The organism is Methanospirillum hungatei (genome assembly GCF_020216685.1).
Taxonomy (GTDB): domain Archaea; phylum Halobacteriota; class Methanomicrobia; order Methanomicrobiales; family Methanospirillaceae; genus Methanospirillum; species Methanospirillum hungatei_B.
The window spans coordinates 1-15,845 of sequence record NZ_JAIWNS010000125.1 but is presented as its reverse complement, the minus strand read 5'-3'; the positions used below and the strand labels follow the sequence as shown (position 1 = coordinate 15,845).

The window sequence follows — 15,845 nt, the reverse complement described above, 5'->3', positions numbered from 1 at the left end:
ATAATACTCATATGAACCGATATATCGGCGACACCTGTAGACCCTTTAAAAAAACCTTGATACTCTATCGGCATGGAATAATTCTGGATATATGGTACCATGAATCCACGAATCCAAAACCGGAAACCTTCAAGATAGGACTCGTTTATTAAATTCACATCGTGATATCCCATGGTAAAACAACCTCGAAAAGCAATTGAGAGCAGAAAGGAGAGAGACTCTGATAATGGAGATGAATCAGATCTCCAAAATGAAAATTGGGAGATATCAAAATTCATTTCAGCTGGCCGGTACGATGAGGCATTGTCCAGATGTAATCAGCTCCTGAAGGCATCAGATTCAGAATCTGATATCTGGGCATATAAAGGATTAATACTCAAGAGACAAGGGCTCCCAGTTGCAGCTTCAGTCTGTTTTGAAAATGCCCGTTATTGTGATCTTGAAGAGGAGATTCTCCTTCCTGAAGTCGGGTATTCAAAAGATATCCTGAAAGAATCATTGGGAATTTGCTGGATGGAGACAACCTCATTATCTGATCCAAAATTACACCTGCATTTTGATCTGATAATCGCAGTTAACTCACTTTATTTCAATAATAATAGGAACCGAGTTTTAAAATATCTGAATTTTTTAATGAAAAAATATCCTCAGGATCCTGCTTTGTATGCAGCACTTGCCTTTGCAGAGGGGAAAATAAATGATTTGGAAAAAGCCAGGCATTTATTTAACTGTGCAGTTTCCTATGCCACTCTGCCCATTCAATACCGGATATTAGGGATCTTGTTTGACCTGGCCGGGATGAAAGAAGAAGCATATGCCCATTATCTGATTGCATCTGAAGACCTGATCTTTAGGCAAAACCTTGCCCGGGACAGGCATCACAAAAAACGAGTGCAACATTTTTCTCCGTTCATATATTCCCACATAAAAGGAAAACATTTTGGCAGTATTTCCCGAAGTGATGCAAATCTCTTCCTTTTATCCTCATTGATAGTCCCGAATTCAAAAGTTGATGATATCACGCAGATTCTCAAAACAATCTGTGGTGATGATAATTATGAGAACATTTTCAGCACGATTGCAACATATACACCGGATAAATGGAATCAGATCCCCCGCCTGACATCATATGAAGGGCCTCACATGCGGATTCATAAAGTTGCTGAAATCGTGCATGCACAATATGGTGGTGATTTTCGAAACGTCTGTGAAGGGGTGTCGAGGGGAGAAATTGCCCAACGCTTGGCTGCCATGGGGGCTGCTGATTGCTCAATAAGCACCGTTCTTACCGGACTCTATATCGGAAATTACCCGGAACAGATCACGACATGGAACCCTGATAAAAAATTAGCCAGAACGGCGGCACGAATAATTTTTGGTACAGATACATTGCCAAAGCCCGGCACTCCACAATTTTCCCGAATTCAATCCCTTGCTGCGCCAGTTGATGATGTTTTCTATTTTTTGAGCCCAAATTGTGTTTCCAGAAATCCATATTGCCATATGTGCAGCGCATCCGCTTATTGTATCTATCGGATTAAAAAGGCCATATTATGTGACTATTCCTGACCATTTTGACAACCTGAAAAATTGCTCGGGGGAAAATGTCTTCATATTTTTTAAAAGGGGGCATGAAAACATGGACCGAATATTTACTACACCCCCATATGTTCGAATCAATAGACAATACCCTCTCAATGACCAATAATCACCAAATAGGCAAGATTATCAAAAATAATCCATATAAGCACCTGAACAGGATTGGGAAAAATAATATCATTTATCCCTTTTATCACCCTATTATATCATATGCCATCTTCTGACCTCATCCCCATCTATCATGCTGATACCGGAGCCATTCGGGAGATCAGACGGGTATACAGAACCGACGAGGAATGGAGCCAAATCCTGGATAAAAAGGTCTTTGATGTTGCGAGGAAAGGAGGGACAGAACCGGCGTTCACCGGAGCATTTTACGCAACCAAGATAGCCGGTCTCTACCGGTGTGCCTGTTGTGGGACAGACCTCTTCTCTTCGGTTGATAAATTTGATTCAGGGACCGGGTGGCCGAGTTTTTCAGGACCGGTGTCTGCCATGAACATCAGGACCAGACAGGACACGAGTTTTGGAATGGTGAGAACGGAGGTTCTCTGTGGTCTTTGTGATGCTCACCTGGGGCATGTCTTTGATGACGGGCCACCACCCACGGGGATGCGGTACTGCATAAACTCGGCATCGCTGATCTTCTTTCCGGGAATTATCACAATTCGGCAGGAGTAGCTCAGGATCCACATCTCCTGAAATACTTCTCCGGCACAGTCATCTCAAATCTGACCCCTTTACCGGGTGTCCCGGTCTCTTTGATAGTGATATCGGTGATAGAGAGGATCTCCCTGATAAGGAAGAGACCAAGACCGGTATTCTTTCCATAACCCCGTTTGAAGACCTTCTCTTTCTCATCTGCCGATATCCCGGATCCATTGTCCTCGTAGATAATCCGGAGAAGGGACTGTTCATCCACATAGGAGATCCGAATCTCATTCACGCCGCCACCATGACGAATCGAGTTCTCAACAAGGTTATACATCACCTTGACCAGCATCTGGTCGGCAAAAATTTCATAACACTGGTCCGGGAGCTGCACGGTGATATCCTTTACAAGACCGGATATGGTAGGATTTGTAAAAATTACCGGGATACGCTGCCACATCGGTTCAAGAACACCGAGATCCTGGTAACTCCTCGTAAACTCGATCAGGTGCTGGATCTCTTTCCCGCTAAACTCAATCGCCTCCAGTTGTTTCTTCAGCTTCGGATCTGTAATCACTTCCTTGAGCAGGAAACAATAATTCACAATCACCATCACATGATTGAGAATATCATGCCTTGTAATGGAAGAGAGGATATTGAGCTTGTTATTTGCCTGGGAAAGGGCAACATATGACCGTTCGAGCTCTTCCTTCCTGCTGATCAGCTGATCCCGGTTATCGGCAAGATTTGCTACCATCCGGTTGAATGAAAGAGAGAAATCTCCCATAAAATCAACCCGCTGGGAGAGATCTCCCTCTGCAATCATCTTTGCCTGCCAGGTAAGGTGGCGGAGTGATGACTGGAGAGCCTTCAAGGGACCGGCAATATAGCCCCGGAAAGAGAGCTTTGCGTCCAGATCCCCTTCAGACATGCGGGAGACAAAAGAATGCATCTCATGTATCTTTCCAAGAATTCTTTTGAGTTTCTCCTGGTCCTCCGGAGAACCGGGGAGATCTTCCGGGATATCTCCCCCTTTCTCAATCACCTCTTCAATCAGGGTCAGTGCATCATGGCCTGAATTGTCAGTCATAAAAACCCTGTCAGGAACTGCGGACATTAGCCTCAAACCGGCAGGTCCGATCTCCGGTGCACCAACAGTCAACCTCTCTGACCTCGTACTCGTTTCCGGTCATCTCTTCAAGAATACCCCGGATAAAGCCTTCGTCAAAGGTACATACCGGATAATTCAGCTCAGGTAGTCCTGAACAGTCAAGATCCTCCGCAACGGTGAGGATAAAACTGCCACTGATCTCATCTGCCTCCTCAACCCGGAGAATTCCGATACCCAGCTCCCGGAGTGATTCCTGGAATTTCCTGATGAAATCATGCATCCCGGTGCATCCGGAAAGCAGGTGGTGAAAAAACTCCCTTCCGGATAACTTTCCGGCCTCCCTGAAGATTTTGTCTGCTTCTTCATCACCATACCGCTGCTCAAGCACGTCACGGAGCGTATATTGCATGAGCCGGTACACCTCAAGCCGGGTAGTATTTCCCAGATTCGGCCTGCCCTTCTCTATATCGCCTAATAGTTCCCATTTGAACTCGTATTTTCTTGACTGGCCCATATTGTATCTCGTATGTTTCTGGTACCTATAATCACTTTCCTCATCTTATGCCTAGGTTTCAGATATAAAGCACTGCGACTTCTCCAGGGTCTGTCTGAAACATCCTGATAGTATAGTGTTTTACACATCCGTCAGCTGAAAGAGGGACATTGTCTATGGAGTCCCGACCACCTTCCATGGCAATCTTTCTGCAAATGGTGCATATCTTCCGGCCTTCTTCATCAGGAAAAACCTCTTCTATCGCTTTTCCAGGGGAACATCTCCCGCTAATCCCGGTCATCTCTTCAGCAGCCGGATTGCCGCCATGACAGACCAGTCGTCCATCAGCCTCTATCCTGAATAACTGCAGACCTACCGGCAGATGCCTGATAATTCTTACCAGCTTTTCTTCTGACTCTTTCTGAGGGGTAATATCCCGGAGACTCTCTATCGCTCCTGCTATGTTCCCATGCTGATCATACAGGAATGACGCCCTGGCCAGGAAGAAATGTTTCCTTCCGGAGATATGCAATACTCCCTCTGCGGTGATGATAAGATCCTCCCGGTGAAGTGACGGGTAGGACGCTTCAACCCCGGGATCAGGACGGAGAAGCAGATCGATGATCATGGGCCGTCTTGACCCGTAAAACGGGACCGCATGGGCATATGCACCTCTCCCAATCATGTCTTCAGCACGGGTACCGGTGATCCGTTCAATCTCCCGGTTCCAGGCGATGATGATCCCCTCAGTGTTGATGGCAAAGGTTGCGTCGGGGAGAAAATTGATGATGTCATGAAACCGCTGCTCTGATGCTTTTATTGCCTGAAGTGCCCGTCTCCGCTCGACTGCTGTCTCTATCTTATGGGCAATATCTGCAAACTGCAGCTTGGGGTCGCCCCCTTTCTGGACATAAAAGTCCACTCCGGTGTTGACCGCATCTTGGGCAATCGCCTCATCACCACGGCCGGTAAAAAGGATGAAAGGGATATCACCACACTGTTTTCTCACAAAACGGAGGAGTTCAATACCATTCATACCCGGCATCTGGTAGTCAGAGATGATTACATCATAGGTGTTCTCCTGGAGAAGACTGACTGCCTCCTTCCCTGACAAAACCCCTGTTACCGAAAAATCTCCTGCCCGTTTAAGAAACAGACGTCCAATATCAACCAGGACCGGTTCATCATCGACAAAAAGCACAGAGATCATATCTGATGGAAGTTCTCGCGTATACGATGATTAAAGGTTGTGGCATTCATCATAAGAAGGAAGAGATCACCCAGATCCCTGATTCAGATCTGAACTCTCGTATTTTCCGGATTTGCCGGTATACCCGATACGATAATGTTTTTCAAGAAACTTCAGGATCTTTTCTGATTCTATCCACCGGCTGTCCAGCTGATCGATCATCTTATCTATCTCCCAGACCTGGTGCATAATCCGGGAGTAGGATGTCTCATCCTGAAACTCTGCGCAGGCAAGAATTACCGCAAGCGGGTTTCTAATCCCGTCGTTGAGGATTGCAAGCTCTGCAAGGTTTCGTTTGAGCTGGAAGACTGCGGTTGCATTCTCCTCTTCAAGTTCTTTCTCCCTGGTGATATCAACTCCAAGGGCGATGGTTGCCCGGAGTGATCCGTGATTATCCATAATATTCGCTGAATTCCACTTCAGTGTCCTGATATCTCCGGTTTTAATCCTGACCGGTATCTCGGTCGATTCAAGATGCATGCCAAGGCTGGTGAGATGGATGATTGAAAACAACCGTTCGGCTTCATGTTCGGGCAGGATGCACCGGATGGTCTTGCCGATCAGGTCATCCTGGGTATATCCGGTAAGATCCTCAAATGCCTGATTTACCTGGGTGATGTTCCCTTCTTTATCCCAGACGATGATCGGTGTCCCGGCATGAGTGATGAGCTTCTGAAGATATTCACTCGTCTCTCTCAGCTGCTCTTCAGCCTTTACTCTCCGGGTGATATCTGAAAAAATCATAGCAAAACCGGTTTCAAGCCAGGGAGATACGGATATGGAGAAATATTTAGAAGGCCGTGCGAGAAATTTTTCAAAGAAGATTGGGGTTTTTGATTCAACCACCGAACTGCAAGCCAGAAGACAGGGGACATACCCGATAATATCTGATATACATCTCCCCCTGACCATATCGGCTGTATAATTGAATATCTCCTCATACCGGAGGTTTACATCTTCAAACCTGAAATCAACCGGATTCCCGTTCTCATCCCTGATGAGCGTGAAGAGAGCAACCCCTTCGGCCATGTGAGTATATAAAAACCGGAACCGCTCTTCACTCTCTTTCCATCCCTCTTCAGATCTCTTCAGGGACACGACCTGATTGATCCGATGTGAGAGCATGGCAAAATTATAGGCTGGATCACCTTCTTTCGTGAGATATCCGGATAATCCGTCATTAATCGCCTCTACAATCTCCATCTCCTGGCCACGACAGGATACCAGGATAAAGGGAGTCTGATTTCCTTGTTTTCTGAGCGTGCGCAGGAAATCCAGCCCGGATAATACCGGCATGATATAATCAGAGACGATGATATCATACTCGGTTTGTTGTAAGCGCGTGAGTGCCTCTTGTGCAGATGATGCCGTATCAACGACAAATTCTCCGGTTTTCTCGAGAAATGCCTTTGATAAGTAGAGCATATTTGGCTCATCGTCCACACAGAGGACAGAAATCATCATGTTATGGATGTATGGATACAACTAAAAGATTTTGCACTGCACGGTGAGGTGAATTAACCACGTCTTTGGGGAGGCATGGCGAGAAAATACCCCATCTATAGCAAAATTTACAGGATAGATCTGCAGATAATTCGCCTTTTTTTCCTCTCATCCCATGATACGTCACTCATGAGGGGATCAGCACACAGCAAAGAATATGCCTGAATCTTCTGGTTTAGGAAAGGGATGAGATATAAGGATAATTACAGATAATTATTCCGACGGAGCCAGTCCCGCTGAGGAGGAGTGTACCGGTAGGTTATGTCGCATTTGTCGTCCTGGAAACTCCAGGGCACGATGATGATAATATCACCCTCCCGTATCCAGGCCCGTTTTTTCATCTTCCCTTTAATTCTGCCAAGACGGGTAACCCCATCAGAGCACCGGACCCTGATGTGATTTGCCCCCATCATCAGCTCCGCAATTGCAAACTGCTCATTATTGGATTTTTTAGGCAGGCGAACACGGATAATTTCATCTTCCAGACCGGCCTTTTCAGATGCAACTACTTCCTCTTCCCATTCATCGTCAATATTACTAATCAAACCCACTCCGGATAGTAATAATTGATGTTTAGTTTTTCTACCTGAAGAAAGTATGTGCAAAACTCATATCATCGATGATTTCCTATTCCCGATATAATTGAGAGCCTGCACCACAGCGAGAGTAAACATTCATACTTTTGCACCATTATACTTTATCATAAGAACCATGACAGGAAACCTCCAAGAACTGAAAACGTTGCTGGATGATGTGAGTGAGGGCCATCGCCTGACTGTCACTGAGGCAGAAAGCCTGTTTAAAGTCCGGGATCGCTCATCTTTTCTGATCACTGCAGCTGCTGATGCACTCCGGGAGAAGAGATGTGGCAATGCTGTCACCTGGGTGAAAAACCAGAATATCAACTGCTCGAATGTGTGTGTAAATTCCTGTGGGTTTTGTGGATATTCCTGTAAACCTGGTGATTCAAACGCCTTTGAACTGACACCGGAGGAAGTTGGAGAGAAAGCAGCACTTGCAGCATCACGGGGGGTAACTGAGATATGTACCGTGAGCGGACTGCATCCTGCATATGACCTGAACTCATATCTCTCTATCTACCGGGCAATCAGGGAGAATGCACCAGGAGTCCATATCCATGCCTCAAATCCGATGGAAGTTGCATATGCGGCGAGAAAAACAGGATGCTCTACACGGGAAGTACTTGAAGCGTTCAGGGATGCCAGTGTCGGAACATTATGTGGGACTGCAGCAGAGATTCTTGTCGATGAGATCCGTGATGTTATCTGCCCGGAGAAAATATCCACTGATGACTGGGTACGAATTATAAAAGAATCACATAACTTAGGGATAAGGTCAACTGCGACCATCATGTACGGACATTGTGAGTCGGTCACAGATCAGGTCCGGCATCTTTCCATTTTACGGGACATTCAGGATGAGACTCATGGTTTTACTGAATTTGTCCCGCTGTCGTTCATTCATCCCGGGACTCCCCTGTACAGGAAGGGTATGGCACGTCCGGGAGCTACCGGAAGAGAGGACATGCTCATGATCGCCGTCTCACGACTCTTCCTGGATAATTTTACGAACATCCAGGTCTCCTGGGTAAAGCTCGGGCTTAAAATGGTACAGATTGGCCTTATGTCCGGTGCGAACGATATCGGAGGCACTCTCTATGAAGAGAGTATATCATCATCGGCTGGTGCAAAGGCTGGTGAATACCTGGACCCTGCAGATATGCTGTATATTTCTGAGGATCTCGGAAGAACTCTGGTAGAGCGGAGAACTGATTATTCACCGGTACATTAAATCTTTTTTCCGTCCCGGTGGGGAAAATAAAAAAGTTGTATGATTAAACCGGGAAGATCTTTTTCCCGTATACTTCATTGATAACCTGCCCCATTCCGATGTAGAGGGCAAGAAGACCGGCAATAAGTCCTGCTCCCCCACCAAGCGTGCCCAGCATCGAGATTCCGGTCAACTCACCGGCGACCAGAAGGGCCACTAATACGACCACGAAGAACAAAGTCACCTGCAGCACCCGGTGCATCCTGAATGAACAGACAAATAATCCAAAAGCAAACAATCCCCAGACACCAAGAAATGCTGCCAGTTCGGGGTTTGTAGGTGCACCAGTCAGCCCTATCTTGGGGAGCAGAAGGATAAAGGCGAATGATATCCAGAAGAAGCCGAAACTCCCGAATGTGACCATACCAAAGGTATTATTCTTTTTCCATTCAAGAATTCCGGCAATAACCTGTGCGATACCTCCATAGAACAGTGCCATAGAAAGAATGGGGCTTCCGATGGCCGTAATACCGGCATTATGAAGACTTAATAGGATCGTTGTCATCCCAAATGCACACAGACCAAGCGGTGCCGGATTCGCCGTATCATCTACCAGAAAAATGTTATTTCTACTCTTTTCATCAATATGTTCCATACTATCCTTCTGACCGGTAGTGGATTCATCTACTTTCCGGTGCAGAACCTCATGATATATGCACCAGATGATCATCTAAATGTTATTGGTTGAACCACTCCACTGATAATTAAAGAGAGGGATGAACCACCCCGTTATCCCCTGGAAACAGGCAACCTGATGACCTCATGGGATATATCAATGTGCATGAAGACAAATCATCGTCCACAGATGAGATGGGCACTTGGCATAATATGTGGGATCTGTCTGCTTTTGATGATAACCGGGGTCAGTGCTGTCCCGCAGGAAGAACGGATACCGACCATCATCTCAATTGCCCTTGACCCTGCAAAACCACAGATCGGACAACCATTTTACATTACCGGCACACTCATCTCAAGCACCGGAGAACCTCTCGGGAATAAATGGATAATACTTGAATCAACCGCTGCGGGTGCAACACCAGGAAAATTCCAGTACCTGAAAGTTACCAGAACCGAACGTGATGGATCCTATATGTTCTTCAGACCGGCTGCATCTCCCCCGGAGGATCTTCAGGTACGGTTCAAAGGACTGTACCCGTATGCTGCATCAGTATCTGATGTGGTAAAGGCAAAAAAATAATTTTTATTTGAGAAATGCGAGCATCGTAGCAGTCTGGTTAATATGACCGATATACTCTTCTCCATAGGTTGAAAACCCGATAGTCGGGATATTTGAAAAGATTTTCCCATATGCGGCGTCTTTTCCTTCCTGCTTTAGTTGTAATGTCCGAAGGATACAGTTAAAATTAATAAGAGCCTCTATGGGAGTTTCCTTGTTCTTCTCTTCAAGCATCTTCTGTGTATCAGCGATGATGTCAGTTGAAGAGAGGAGATCCAGATCCACCCCTTCCCTGACCTGGCAGTAAAAGTATATGGCATCTCCTTCTACCCGCTGGGGACTGCGGACAAAGGGTTCATCGTCGGCCATCAGGCCAACCGGGTTCTTCATGAAATGCGACGCTGCATCAGAGTAAGGCACACCGATTGCTTCAGCATATGCGACAGCAGCTGGCTTTCCATTAAACTCAATCACCTTCCGTGATGCAGCATCCACCTTTGTCGGAGTCAGTTTCTTCCCGAGTGAGCAGAAAGACTGGGTTTTTATGATATCAAACTTCTTTTTCGGCTCAATGAGTGCAAACACGGCAGTATTTGTATATGCCTTCCCATTCAGGTAGACATAGGTGGCGGAGAAGGCGAGATCATCCCCGGCAGAACCTCCAATTACCTGGATATTGGTAAGGTCCCCTATCCGTTCCATGATTGACTCCTCTGCCCCTGAAAGGCCGTCAAAGAGGATAAGTCCTACGTACCGTGTAGGGTCAAGGGATATCGGGGTAGAACCAGCTGCTTCAGCAAGACGGGAGAGGGTATCATCGGCAAAGTCCGGTGATTTCAGCGAGATCGTATCAGCATGTACATTCTGTATCGTGTCTGTATCCATTGCCATGGCAACGACAGAATTATTCAGCATAGAACCGGAGATGATCTCACCTGCTGTTGAGCAGCCAATGACGGTGGAGTCGGGGAAGGCATTCTTCATTGCTGCGCTTATCCCGTCCGGGCCATAGGAGGAGGAAGCAAAGAACAGAACCAGAACCGGCTTTAACTCTCCCAGAGTTGTTCGGAGTTCATCGGCAGCGGCATAAGGATCCGGATGTTGTGAGTGTGCGACTTGTACTGACATAGTTATACCTTTAAATTGAGTCCCATTTCATTTGCAACCTGGATGATGGTGTTGATGACGGCTGGATCATCATCTGACTGTTCTGTATACTTTTTCACATCAATGCCCTTTAATAGAAGTTTGGTCCGCGTAGTGGTGGCGATTGACGCATTCCCCTGAGATCTCTGCTCTATCAGGGAGTCTATGAGCTTTTTGATCTTCCCGGCCATGGTAATAGTACGTTACCAGATAGGTAATATGAAAGCATCGAATTAAACTTCCCAGCGGGTCAAACCACCCCGATATCCTCATTCCAGAGTTCAGGGTTTTCACGAATAAAGGACTCCATCATCAGCCGGCACCGATTCAGGTCATAATCAATGACCGTCACCCCATGGGCTTCCATAAACTCCCGTGCACCGGAGAAGGTCCGTGATTCGCCCACAATGACCCGGGGGATGTGAAACTGTACAACAGCCCCGGCACAGAGGAAACAGGGCATCAGAGTTGAATAGAGGGTACAATCCTGGTATGAACCGATCCGCCCGGCATTCTGCAGACAGTCGATCTCTGCATGAACCATCGGATCATTGTTCTGCACCCGCCGGTTATGACCTCTTCCGATGATGACACCATCCCGCACCAGGACCGAACCGATGGGAATACCTCCTTCTTCTCTCCCTTTCTCTGCTTCCTGAATTGCTGCCTCCATAAAGGGATCATCCAAAACCGGGGCTGTGGGGAGAGTCTCACCAACTACTTCATCCTCTTCTCTCCAGAGCGGATCACAGATCGCGAGAAAGATGAGGTCCCGCATGCCGGTGTTCTCAATCCACTGGGTCTTTCCAGGGGGAATGTACGCCAGTTGCCCCTCACCTATCTCCATCTGCTCATCCCCGATATGCATTATTCCGGTCCCGGAAAGGATGTAGTATACTTCTGAAGATCTGATAAGCCGGTGGGGAAGGGTTGTGACACCAACCGGAACCTGTGCATGGGCTATACTGTACCGGCACTGGATGTCCTTTCCAATTCTGAGCGGATGAAAGAGCTCTGCAAGGAGGCAGTTATCTGCAACCCTCATATGGGGAATTCTGACATCATAGATATCCATACATGATATGTGCGGAGAAAGCATGTATGCCCTGCCGTGCGAGATACGATCCGATGAACTTAAGTACTGGTGCAGACCATTCCACAAACAGGAGGAAGGTCATGGACGATTCAAAAAAGTATACATTACCAGCTCTTTCCTTTGAGTATGGCGCCCTCGCACCATTTATCACGGAGAAACAACTGACCCTGCATCACCAGAAGCATCACCAGGCCTATGTCACCGGTGCAAATGCTATCTTTGAAAAGCTGGAGAAAGCACGAAGTGAAGGTGCAGATCTGGATCAAAAAGCCCTGCTTAAAGAACTCTCATTTCATATCGGCGGACACCGGCTTCACACCCTGTTCTGGGAAAACCTGGCTCCGGCTGGAAAGGGAGGAGGCGGTGTTCCGTCCGGAACCCTGGCAGACTGGATAAACCGGGATTTTGGATCCCTTGACCGGTTCAAAAAGGAATTCACCCAGATAGCTTCTTCGGTAGAGGGATCAGGATGGGCTGTGCTTTCAGTATGCCTTGGAACACAGCGGCTGCTTCTCATGCAGGTGGAGAAGCATAATGTTCATGTATATCCCGGTTTTCGAATTCTGATGGTCCTTGATGTCTGGGAGCATGCATATTACCTTGATTATATGAATGACCGGGCAAAGTTTATTGAGAACTTCTGGAATATCGTCAGATGGGACATGGTAAACCAGAGGCTTGAAGCAGCCCTGAAAAGCTGATCATTTCATTACCTTTTTCTTGTTATCCGTCAATTTAACCATACTATTTCTGAAATGGGGGAAGAACTGATTAATATGGCGGATTCATCACATCTGAATACCTCTCTGTCCGGGTATCAGAATCAGGATTGTCAGCTGATTCTGAACGATATCCCGACTGCTCTCCTGGTAATGGCAGAGAACCGGATCATTTTTGGAAATGCAGCGGCAGTTCGCCTGTTTAAAGCGCGCCAATCTGAAGAACTCACCGGTAAGTATCTCTCAGATCTCTCTCCAACCTCCCAGCCTGACGGATCATCATCTGCCGTCGTTATTCAAAACCTACTGCAATCGGTTCAGAAAGGGAAGAACACACGGTTTGAATGGGTTTTTACCCGGTTTGATAAGTCAGAAATATCCGCAAAGGTAACCGTCCGCCAGTCTGAAGCATCCGGTTCTTCTTCCCTCATCCTCACCATTGTTGATAATACCGCTGAACATCACGCAATTAAAGATATTCTCGGACTTGCAGAGGAGATGAAGAAAGGAAACCTCAGGGCACGGCTTTCTTCAGAGGGATATCAGGGTGATATGTATAAACTCATCACCGGTATTAATGCCATGCTGGACGGTATCCTCCATCCGTTCAGGGATATGAATAAGGTTCTTCAAAAGATTGCCAGGGGTGATATGTCAGGGGGAATTGAGCAGGTGTACTCCGGCGAGCATGAAAAGATACGGAATGCGGTCAACGGGGTTGCAGATATCACCAGGAAAGTCCACGAAGAGATATCCCGGATGGTCGATGCCGCAAAGCGTGGAGATCTTGCAAACCGGGGAAATCCGGATCTCTTTTCCGGTGAGTATGCAGCCACCATCAGAGGGATAAATGAGATGCTTGATGCTATTCTCACCCCCATCCGTGCCGGTAACCGAATTCTTCAGAAGATACGAAAAGGAGATCTCAGTGAGCGGGTGGAGATTGAATGCGTCGGTGACCATGCCAAGATACGGGATGGCATCAATGCAGTGCATGATTGGCTGAATGGTCTGATCATCTATGTGACCAGGATATCGGACGGGGATATGACCGCAGAGATTATGCAGGCTTCAGATAAAGACCAGATACATGGTCCCCTTGTAAGAATGCGGGATAATATCAGGAGTGTTATCGCTGATGTTGATATGCTGGTGACGTCAGGATCTGAAGGAAAACTGATGGTCCGGGCAGATCCGTCAAAGCATAAAGGTGATTTCAGAACCATCATCGAAGGCATCAATAAAACCCTTGACTCAGTCGTAATCCCGGTTCATGAGGCGATGGAGGTCTCAAAAGGTTATGCCGGGTATGACTTTACCAGACGGATGAATACCAGTATCAGGTACTCAGGGGAGTGGAAGGCATTTCAGCAGGCCCTTGATGACGTCGGCCACCATGTTTCAGATGCAATTTCAATCATTACCAGCCAGATAGACGTTCTCAATCAGGCAACTGCCCAGGCATCAGCCAGTATCAAGGATATCTCATCCGGTTCATCACTTCTTGCAGAGATCGCACAGAATGTGAGTATGAAAGCAGAACAGGGTGGTGACGGGCTTTCCCAGATTCTGAGGGCGATGGAGGATCTGGCGGTCAATGTATCTGATGTTTCTTCCCGGACCGGGGAGGTAAACCAGATATCCTCCGATACGAATACCCTGTCCAAGAAGGGATCGGCCCTTGCTCATCAGGCAGAACAGGGAATGAAGGAGATCACGAGTTCTACAGATGTTGTGACCGGCCTTGTCCATGAGATCATGGAGGAGATGGGGAAGATAAGTAAGATTTCACTTGTCATTTCAGATATCGCATCCCAGACAAATCTCCTCGCATTAAACGCAGCAATTGAAGCAGCACGGGCAGGCGAGGCTGGACGGGGATTTGCCGTTGTGGCAAGCGAAGTGAAATCCCTGGCACTTGAGTCCAGGCAGTCGGCGGAGAATATTTCAGAGATGATCGAAGGCCTGACAAAAAAGACACAGGCTGCATCAGATACCATGGATAAGAGTGTCATGGTCGTCAGGGAGGGAGGAAGGGCCCTGACCGAGACACTTGAGGTATTCAACCAGATCATCGAATCGGTAAATACCGTCAGTCTCCAGATGGATAATGTTGCAAAGGCAGCAGAACAGCAGGCAGCAGCAGTTCAGGAGATCACGGCATCCATTCATGAGGTAAATACGCTCGTTTCAGGAACTGCCAAAGACGCTGTCGCATCCGCAGCAGCAAGCGAAGAAGCAGCAGCAGCAATAGACCAGATATCAGAACAGATAGCACAGGTCCATAAGGTTGCAGAAAACCTGAATACTGAAACTGAAAAATTCTCAGTTTAAAATTTTATTTTCGGCCTGCTTCAGAGCAGAACCGGTTTCTTATCTCTGTAGGGGAGAGCGGGATATTCGAGGCTTTACTGTTTCCTGGTCTGATGATCACATGAATAAATGACAATCCTCCCTGAGCCTGTGCATATGCCTGTTTCAGTTCATCTGGAGTATGCACTTTCCAGGTCCTGTGAAATCCGCTTGCCTTTGCCAGGAGTTCAAGATCGACCGTGCTATGTGCAGGAGAGCACTGGTTCCCGGTGCTGCCATACACCCCGTTGTCAAGACCGATGATTATCAGGTTTTTCGGGGATTCGCTGGCAATGACCGGAAGGGCCGCTGTTCCAAGAAGGCTTCCGTCCCCGTCAAGGACAACCACGGTCCGGTCAGTGCCAAGAGCTATCCCAAATCCAAGGGGACTTGCCTGGGTATATGAGCCGAGCATGTAAAAATTGGCAGGATGATCTCTCGCATGGTAGAGTTCCTTTGAAGGAACACCGATATTTGAAACGACCAGTTCATCGGTCATCATAGACGCAAGCACCTTTATTGCATCAGCCCGCTGCATGACCGGGTTTGAAAATGTTCCCTGATAGGAGAGATGAACGGTTCGTTCCCGTACCGGTGCCTGATACATTGGGGGATGTTCCTCCTCTCCTTCCCAGACCTTTGGGGAGATGAGCGCAACATGAGGTCTGCTTTCGATCCAGGCATCACTGATGACCGGGGTGATGCGGTCAATATCTTCAGGTTCCCGGATGATCGTGCAGGGAATGTTGTACAATTTCAGAAGATCCGGGATCTTCTCATTAAACGGGATCTGGGCAGATATTTTCTCCTGATAATATCCCCTCCAGCTGGCAAGGATTGGCAGGGGAAGCCCGTACAGATAAGGAAGAGTCATCAGGGCATTGAGAGAATTCCCAAG

Annotated in this window: 16 protein-coding genes; 6 read left to right on the top strand and 10 right to left on the bottom strand. The window is 47.3% G+C overall.

Annotation, left to right across the window (positions count from 1 at the left end; all coding sequences use genetic code 11):
* Nucleotides 1–171: 171 nt before the first annotated feature.
* Both LDL35_RS07970 and msrB read left to right on the top strand, forming a co-directional pair.
* The gene (locus LDL35_RS07970; protein ID WP_304021375.1) at nt 172–1,569 is read left to right on the top strand and encodes a hypothetical protein; all 1,398 of its coding nucleotides are present in this window, start codon (nt 172–174) and stop codon (nt 1,567–1,569) included.
* Between the two features lie 297 nt (nt 1,570–1,866).
* Nucleotides 1,867–2,280, top strand: coding sequence for a peptide-methionine (R)-S-oxide reductase MsrB (gene msrB, locus LDL35_RS07965; protein ID WP_369694898.1), 414 nt, complete (start codon nt 1,867–1,869; stop codon nt 2,278–2,280).
* A 1-nt stretch (nt 2,281) separates the two neighbouring features.
* Here msrB and LDL35_RS07960 read toward each other — a convergent pair whose 3' ends face one another.
* From LDL35_RS07960 to eif1A, 5 genes are all read right to left on the bottom strand, one after another.
* Nucleotides 2,282–3,340 (bottom strand): HAMP domain-containing sensor histidine kinase, encoded by a 1,059-nt coding sequence (locus tag LDL35_RS07960; RefSeq protein WP_304021371.1) that lies wholly within the window; start codon nt 3,338–3,340, stop codon nt 2,282–2,284.
* Nucleotides 3,341–3,350: 10 nt separating this feature from the next.
* A complete protein-coding gene (locus LDL35_RS07955; protein WP_304021368.1) occupies nt 3,351–3,875 on the bottom strand; it encodes a V4R domain-containing protein in 525 nt (174 codons plus the stop codon).
* A gap of 58 nt (nt 3,876–3,933) precedes the next feature.
* Nucleotides 3,934–5,064 (bottom strand): response regulator, encoded by a 1,131-nt coding sequence (locus LDL35_RS07950; RefSeq protein ID WP_304021366.1) that lies wholly within the window; start codon nt 5,062–5,064, stop codon nt 3,934–3,936.
* A 66-nt stretch (nt 5,065–5,130) separates the two neighbouring features.
* Nucleotides 5,131–6,567, bottom strand: a complete 1,437-nt coding sequence (locus LDL35_RS07945; protein ID WP_304021364.1) for a PAS domain S-box protein — start codon at nt 6,565–6,567, stop codon at nt 5,131–5,133.
* A gap of 242 nt (nt 6,568–6,809) precedes the next feature.
* Nucleotides 6,810–7,139, bottom strand: a complete 330-nt coding sequence (gene eif1A / locus LDL35_RS07940; RefSeq protein WP_304021377.1) for a translation initiation factor eIF-1A — start codon at nt 7,137–7,139, stop codon at nt 6,810–6,812.
* 178 nt (nt 7,140–7,317) lie between these two features.
* Here eif1A and cofH point away from each other — a divergent pair, with 178 nt between their 5' ends.
* Nucleotides 7,318–8,418: a 5-amino-6-(D-ribitylamino)uracil--L-tyrosine 4-hydroxyphenyl transferase CofH gene (gene cofH / locus LDL35_RS07935; RefSeq protein ID WP_304021362.1), complete on the top strand. Its 1,101-nt coding sequence runs from the start codon at nt 7,318–7,320 to the stop codon at nt 8,416–8,418.
* 43 nt (nt 8,419–8,461) lie between these two features.
* On the opposite strand, the gene LDL35_RS07930 is transcribed toward cofH, so the two are convergent.
* Nucleotides 8,462–9,052, bottom strand: coding sequence for an acetate uptake transporter (locus LDL35_RS07930; protein ID WP_304021359.1), 591 nt, complete (start codon nt 9,050–9,052; stop codon nt 8,462–8,464).
* A 186-nt stretch (nt 9,053–9,238) separates the two neighbouring features.
* Here LDL35_RS07930 and LDL35_RS07925 point away from each other — a divergent pair, with 186 nt between their 5' ends.
* Complete coding sequence (locus tag LDL35_RS07925; RefSeq protein ID WP_304021357.1) at nt 9,239–9,655, top strand: hypothetical protein; 417 nt, start codon at nt 9,239–9,241, stop codon at nt 9,653–9,655.
* Nucleotides 9,656–9,658: 3 nt separating this feature from the next.
* Here the strand turns inward: LDL35_RS07925 and LDL35_RS07920 are convergent, their stop codons facing one another.
* The 3 genes from LDL35_RS07920 to LDL35_RS07910 are packed head-to-tail and all read right to left on the bottom strand — an operon-like array spanning nt 9,659 to nt 11,879.
* The gene (locus LDL35_RS07920) at nt 9,659–10,762 is read right to left on the bottom strand and encodes an FIST signal transduction protein (protein ID WP_304021354.1); all 1,104 of its coding nucleotides are present in this window, start codon (nt 10,760–10,762) and stop codon (nt 9,659–9,661) included.
* 2 nt (nt 10,763–10,764) lie between these two features.
* A complete protein-coding gene (locus tag LDL35_RS07915) occupies nt 10,765–10,971 on the bottom strand; it encodes a hypothetical protein (RefSeq protein WP_304021352.1) in 207 nt (68 codons plus the stop codon).
* 59 nt (nt 10,972–11,030) lie between these two features.
* The gene (locus tag LDL35_RS07910) at nt 11,031–11,879 is read right to left on the bottom strand and encodes a deaminase (protein WP_304021350.1); all 849 of its coding nucleotides are present in this window, start codon (nt 11,877–11,879) and stop codon (nt 11,031–11,033) included.
* Between the two features lie 77 nt (nt 11,880–11,956).
* Here LDL35_RS07910 and LDL35_RS07905 point away from each other — a divergent pair, with 77 nt between their 5' ends.
* Both LDL35_RS07905 and LDL35_RS07900 read left to right on the top strand, forming a co-directional pair.
* Nucleotides 11,957–12,577, top strand: a complete 621-nt coding sequence (locus tag LDL35_RS07905; RefSeq protein WP_304021348.1) for a superoxide dismutase — start codon at nt 11,957–11,959, stop codon at nt 12,575–12,577.
* Nucleotides 12,578–12,652: 75 nt separating this feature from the next.
* Entirely contained in the window at nt 12,653–14,929 is a 2,277-nt protein-coding gene (locus tag LDL35_RS07900) for a methyl-accepting chemotaxis protein (protein WP_304021345.1), read from the top strand.
* A 4-nt stretch (nt 14,930–14,933) separates the two neighbouring features.
* Here the strand turns inward: LDL35_RS07900 and comE are convergent.
* Nucleotides 14,934–15,845: sulfopyruvate decarboxylase subunit beta (comE, locus tag LDL35_RS07895; RefSeq protein WP_304021342.1), on the bottom strand; the 912-nt coding region annotated here is incomplete at its 5' end.

Bases quoted from the DNA above. Each gene is read 5' to 3' on its own strand.
- LDL35_RS07925 (WP_304021357.1), top strand. From the start codon at position 9,239: ATGAAGACAAATCATCGTCCACAGATGAGATGGGCACTTGGCATAATA.
- LDL35_RS07900 (WP_304021345.1), top strand. From the start codon at position 12,653: ATGGCGGATTCATCACATCTGAATACCTCTCTGTCCGGGTATCAGAAT.
- LDL35_RS07970 (WP_304021375.1), top strand. From the start codon at position 172: ATGGTAAAACAACCTCGAAAAGCAATTGAGAGCAGAAAGGAGAGAGAC.
- LDL35_RS07910 (WP_304021350.1), bottom strand. From the start codon at position 11,879: ATGCTTTCTCCGCACATATCATGTATGGATATCTATGATGTCAGAATT.
- LDL35_RS07930 (WP_304021359.1), bottom strand. From the start codon at position 9,052: ATGGAACATATTGATGAAAAGAGTAGAAATAACATTTTTCTGGTAGAT.
- cofH (WP_304021362.1), top strand. From the start codon at position 7,318: ATGACAGGAAACCTCCAAGAACTGAAAACGTTGCTGGATGATGTGAGT.
- LDL35_RS07945 (WP_304021364.1), bottom strand. From the start codon at position 6,567: ATGATGATTTCTGTCCTCTGTGTGGACGATGAGCCAAATATGCTCTAC.
- LDL35_RS07960 (WP_304021371.1), bottom strand. From the start codon at position 3,340: ATGACTGACAATTCAGGCCATGATGCACTGACCCTGATTGAAGAGGTG.
- LDL35_RS07955 (WP_304021368.1), bottom strand. From the start codon at position 3,875: ATGGGCCAGTCAAGAAAATACGAGTTCAAATGGGAACTATTAGGCGAT.
- LDL35_RS07915 (WP_304021352.1), bottom strand. From the start codon at position 10,971: ATGGCCGGGAAGATCAAAAAGCTCATAGACTCCCTGATAGAGCAGAGA.
- LDL35_RS07920 (WP_304021354.1), bottom strand. From the start codon at position 10,762: ATGTCAGTACAAGTCGCACACTCACAACATCCGGATCCTTATGCCGCT.
- LDL35_RS07905 (WP_304021348.1), top strand. From the start codon at position 11,957: ATGGACGATTCAAAAAAGTATACATTACCAGCTCTTTCCTTTGAGTAT.
- LDL35_RS07950 (WP_304021366.1), bottom strand. From the start codon at position 5,064: ATGATCTCTGTGCTTTTTGTCGATGATGAACCGGTCCTGGTTGATATT.